This window comes from Pseudoalteromonas sp. APC 3691 (assembly GCF_030408135.1).
Classification (GTDB): domain Bacteria; phylum Pseudomonadota; class Gammaproteobacteria; order Enterobacterales; family Alteromonadaceae; genus Pseudoalteromonas.
Map to the genome: position 1 here is coordinate 1 of NZ_JASDCB010000121.1, position 4,329 is coordinate 4,329.

Genomic DNA, 4,329 nt, shown 5'->3' on the forward strand with positions numbered 1-4,329 from the left:
TGGCTTCCTTCAGACCCCACCGTTGGCCAGTGACGCCCTTGCCATTCAGATTATCTTCCCCTTAGTCAGGGTGATAAGGCATCTTTCAGCCTATCGGGTTTGCCAGCTTCGCTGGGCAAACAAAAAAAGCGCAACGTGTTAAACGTTGCGCTTTTAAGGGAAATTATTGAGGGAGTTATTTAAAATCTGGCGAAAATGCTATACCTAACCCAGAGCGCCTGTACATGAAACCATAACTACCTTTACCGGACACAATTTAAGCTTTAGTGTAAGTGATATCACCGGTACTACGGGTAAATTTAATCGAGTAATTGTATTTATAACACTGAAAAACCAGTGGCAAATCCAGTGAAAAAACAACCCATCAAGTAATGTGCTTACTCCACCTGAGATTGAAATGAACAAGGACGATTTTTAAACATAATATGCAGTTTGCCTCAATAAGAAATTACTGCGGTAGCTCACGTTTAATCAAGAAACGCAAATATGCGTAAAAGGCTTCACCTATGATATAACTACAAGTGGATTAAATTTAATGGTAAATAACAATGAGTAACTCTATGTTTGATCACAAATTAAGTAGCCCAAGCTTGGATTTTCAACCACTCTACTTACAAGTCGCTGATAGTATAAAACAACTCATTGTTAAACGACATTGGTTGCCCGGCGAAGCACTACCAAGCGAATTTCGCCTTGCTGAAGAATTTAACGTAAGCCAAGGTACTGTTCGTAAAGCGCTTAATTTATTAACCGACAATAAGATAGTAACTCGTCGCCAAGGCGTTGGTACATTTGTATCAGAGCATACCTCGCAAGATGCCTTATTTAGGTTTTTTCCGCTACAAGCCGACGGCAAAAGTGACAACTCACCAAAGGCAGAACTGCTATCAGTTGAGCTTTGTGCAGCGCCAGTTGAAGTAATAGAAGCGTTACAACTCAATAAAAAAGACAAAGTTACCAAGCTTGTCCGTAGACGTATTCTCGATAACAAATTTTGCATGAGCGAAACTATATACCTACCGCAAAGCTACTTTCCTGATATACATAAAAGTAGTGATATACCGCACACACTCTATCATTATTATCAGAGTAAATTTAACCAAACAGTACACAAAACCCAAGACAGTATTAAAGCCGTACTTGCTACAATAGATGATGCAAAAATGCTTGCTATAAAAGCTGGCGATCCACTGCTGTTAGTATCGCGCATTACCGAATCAATCGAAGGTAAACGTATTGAATACCGCCTAAGTAAATGCCGTAGCGATCACTATCATTACCAAATTGAACTCGACTAGTTAAACGTACTTAAACTACTACTTAGCAATCCTAGCGCGTATTTTTAAAAGACAGCAAGCCTTACCTTGATACCTTTCTGCTGGCTGTCCATCCACTAATCAGCCGCTTTGCTTTAAACGCAGCATGATTCACTTATTACATAACGCATCTTCGAGATAAATTCCTATTGAAATAATTAAGTACCCTCCTTCCAGTAGGATTCTATTTATTAAACTTAGAGTAATAATATTGTGTACAAACGGTATGAAAACTAATTTAGGAAAACTTACCGAAGTAGGTATGAAACCCATTATTTTAATTGTTGCTGAAACACTTTGGATTGCATTATTAATACTTGGATTTGTAATTTGGAGCTAAAGAATTACATTATTTAGGGTATATCTCAAAAAATTTAGTAGGTAATTAGGTCATGTTTCAACCAATTAAAAGCTGTATTTTGTCTACTCTAAAATTGAGCGTAAAAATAGGCTTAACGCATTGATTCAACAAAGCTTACCTTTATTTTAAAAGTATAAAATATCATATTAATTATAACTAATTAGTTAAAAAACAAACAAACAAATAAAGCACTTACTCTAAAATAAATTTACAATAGGGCTTGGTATATAACTTAATTTACTGTTATCCTGCTTGCCATCGGGTTGACAGAAAACCCTATTTATTTGTAAGTACCACGTTGTTTTAGTAATAATCCTTCGCGCTATCCTCAGTTAAATGTATGTTTTCTTCCTGTTAAATTGCCTAATTTAAGGCGCACTTTTATTAATCCTTAGGATACTATTATGTCTACAACTACAACTGGTACAGTTAAATTTTTCAACGAAGCAAAAGGTTTTGGTTTCATCGAGCAAGAATCTGGTCCTGATGTTTTCGCACATTTCAGCGCAATCTCTGGCGACGGTTTCAAAACTCTAGCTGAAGGCCAACGTGTACAGTTTACTGTTACTCAAGGTCAAAAAGGCCCACAAGCCGAGAACATTGTTAGCATCTAATTGCTTTCGTAAAATGGGTTAGCAATAACCCATTTTGAATACTAGTTTGAAAGAAGTTCTGTTTTATTTGTTAGTACCCCGTTGTTTTAGTAATAATTCCACGCGATATCCTCAAGTTAACTATTTTTTCCGGCTCAATCGCCTCTTTTCAGGCACACTTATATTAATTTTTTAGGATACATATTATGTCTACTACAACTACTGGTTCAGTAAAATGGTTTAACGAAGCAAAAGGTTTTGGTTTCATCGAGCAAGAATCTGGCGCAGACGTTTTTGCACATTTTAGCGCAATCTCTGGCGACGGTTTTAAAACTTTAGCTGAAGGCCAACGTGTACAGTTTACTGTTACTCAAGGTCAAAAAGGCCCACAAGCCGAAAACATTGTTAGCATCTAATTGCTTTCGTTAAAATGGGTTAACAATAACCCATTTTGAATACTAGTTTGAAAGAAGTTTTGTTTTATTTGTTAGTACCGCGTTGTTTTAGTAATAATCCCACGCGATATCCTCAAGTTAACTATTTTTTCCGGCTCAATCGCCTCTTTTCAGGCACACTTATATTAATTTTTTAGGATACATATTATGTCTACTACAACTACTGGTTCAGTAAAATGGTTTAACGAAGCAAAAGGTTTTGGTTTCATCGAGCAAGAATCTGGCGCAGACGTTTTTGCACATTTTAGCGCAATCTCTGGCGACGGTTTTAAAACTTTAGCTGAAGGCCAACGTGTACAGTTTACTGTTACACAAGGTCAAAAAGGTCCACAAGCTGAAAACATCGTTAGCATCTAATTGCTTTCGTTAAAATGGGTTAACAATAACCCATTTTGAATACTAGTTTGAAAGAAGTTTTGTTTTATTTGTTAGTACCGAGTTGTTTTAGTAATAATCCCACGCGATATCCTCAAGTTAACTATTTTTTCCGGCTCAATCGCCTCTTTTCAGGCACACTTATATTAATTTTTTAGGATACATATTATGTCTAATACAACTACTGGTTCAGTAAAATGGTTTAACGAAGCAAAAGGTTTTGGTTTTATCGAGCAAGAATCTGGCGCAGACGTGTTCGCACATTTCAGCGCAATCTCTGGCGACGGTTTTAAAACTTTAGCTGAAGGCCAGCGTGTACAGTTTACTGTTACTCAAGGTCAAAAAGGCCCACAAGCCGAGAACATTGTTAGCATCTAACTGCTACACAATTTAATGGGTTAGCAATAGCCCATTAATATACTTATCTATATAGTTTTTAGTAAAATATCGTCAAAATCCCCTTCTATACATATTTTCCAAGCGCCATCTCATTTGCATCCGCAACTCATTAATTAGTGCATTTTTAAACACATTTACTACTATCTCTCTTGAGCGAAAGCTTTGTATTGCCTACAATAGCGCATACTTCATTCAATATAGAATATGACCATGAACGACACTACCGCAAAACCTGCTTTACCAGATCGCCTTTCTATTAACCCACGCAGCCCACATCATGTGGAAGAAGTTTTTGAACACGATATTGGTATCACGTTCAACGGCAAAGAGCGTTTTGATGTTGAAGAGTACTGCATCAGCGAAGGTTGGATAAAGTTTGCATCTCCAAAAGGCCTTGATCGTCGCGGACAACCGCTTTTACTTACAAGAAAAGGCACTGTTGAAGCCTTTTATAAGTAAGCTAAATATATTACTTATAAAATTAACTGAGTAAAAATTATTAAAATACCCAATATTTCTAGGTAAATTACTTAGTAAATATGGGTATTTATTTACCCATTAACATCAAATTTAATACCGACTCATTTAATAAAGTATTATTTCCGTTTACTATTAGGGCGTGTTGATCTTTGTGGTATGAAAAACAAACAGCATGAAGATAAGGTATAATTGAATTCGCCAGAAAACTTTACACCGAACCTACATGCCAAGATTAATGTTAACAGACGGGACATGGAATGTCTTATCAAAAGTAATGTACTTAAGTGGTCGAATTTATAATAAGCCCGACCATAGAAAAACGCTCGAAGGCATACTGTATAAGATGCGCA

General features: G+C 36.4%; 6 protein-coding genes and 2 pseudogenes. All 8 read left to right on the forward strand.

The features are described from left to right. Positions 1 to 548 precede the first annotated feature (548 nt). Complete coding sequence (locus QL998_RS20285; protein ID WP_024605245.1) at positions 549 to 1,298, forward strand: GntR family transcriptional regulator; 750 nt, start codon at positions 549 to 551, stop codon at positions 1,296 to 1,298. A gap of 241 nt (positions 1,299 to 1,539) precedes the next feature. After that, positions 1,540 to 1,656 (forward strand): annotated as a pseudogene (locus tag QL998_RS20290) (putative sulfate exporter family transporter); the annotation flags it as partial. Positions 1,657 to 2,081: 425 nt separating this feature from the next. Then, on the forward strand, positions 2,082 to 2,291 hold the full coding sequence (locus tag QL998_RS20295; protein ID WP_024595869.1) for a cold-shock protein: 210 nt from the start codon (positions 2,082 to 2,084) through the stop codon (positions 2,289 to 2,291). Between the two features lie 185 nt (positions 2,292 to 2,476). Beyond that, the gene (locus tag QL998_RS20300) at positions 2,477 to 2,686 is read left to right on the forward strand and encodes a cold-shock protein (protein WP_010554515.1); all 210 of its coding nucleotides are present in this window, start codon (positions 2,477 to 2,479) and stop codon (positions 2,684 to 2,686) included. A gap of 186 nt (positions 2,687 to 2,872) precedes the next feature. After that, entirely contained in the window at positions 2,873 to 3,082 is a 210-nt protein-coding gene (locus QL998_RS20305) for a cold-shock protein (RefSeq protein ID WP_010554515.1), read from the forward strand. A 186-nt stretch (positions 3,083 to 3,268) separates the two neighbouring features. After that, entirely contained in the window at positions 3,269 to 3,478 is a 210-nt protein-coding gene (locus QL998_RS20310; RefSeq protein WP_007580429.1) for a cold-shock protein, read from the forward strand. Positions 3,479 to 3,709: 231 nt separating this feature from the next. After that, on the forward strand, positions 3,710 to 3,958 hold the full coding sequence (locus QL998_RS20315) for a DUF3297 family protein (protein WP_002963088.1): 249 nt from the start codon (positions 3,710 to 3,712) through the stop codon (positions 3,956 to 3,958). Between the two features lie 244 nt (positions 3,959 to 4,202). Continuing rightward, positions 4,203 to 4,329 (forward strand): annotated as a pseudogene (locus QL998_RS20320) (IS5/IS1182 family transposase); the annotation flags it as partial.

Excerpts from the sequence above, each read along its gene's own strand:
- QL998_RS20310 (WP_007580429.1), top strand. The coding sequence starts at position 3,269 with ATGTCTAATACAACTACTGGTTCAGTAAAATGGTTTAACGAAGCAAAA.
- QL998_RS20305 (WP_010554515.1), top strand. The coding sequence starts at position 2,873 with ATGTCTACTACAACTACTGGTTCAGTAAAATGGTTTAACGAAGCAAAA.
- QL998_RS20285 (WP_024605245.1), top strand. The coding sequence starts at position 549 with ATGAGTAACTCTATGTTTGATCACAAATTAAGTAGCCCAAGCTTGGAT.
- QL998_RS20300 (WP_010554515.1), top strand. The coding sequence starts at position 2,477 with ATGTCTACTACAACTACTGGTTCAGTAAAATGGTTTAACGAAGCAAAA.
- QL998_RS20315 (WP_002963088.1), top strand. The coding sequence starts at position 3,710 with ATGAACGACACTACCGCAAAACCTGCTTTACCAGATCGCCTTTCTATT.
- QL998_RS20295 (WP_024595869.1), top strand. The coding sequence starts at position 2,082 with ATGTCTACAACTACAACTGGTACAGTTAAATTTTTCAACGAAGCAAAA.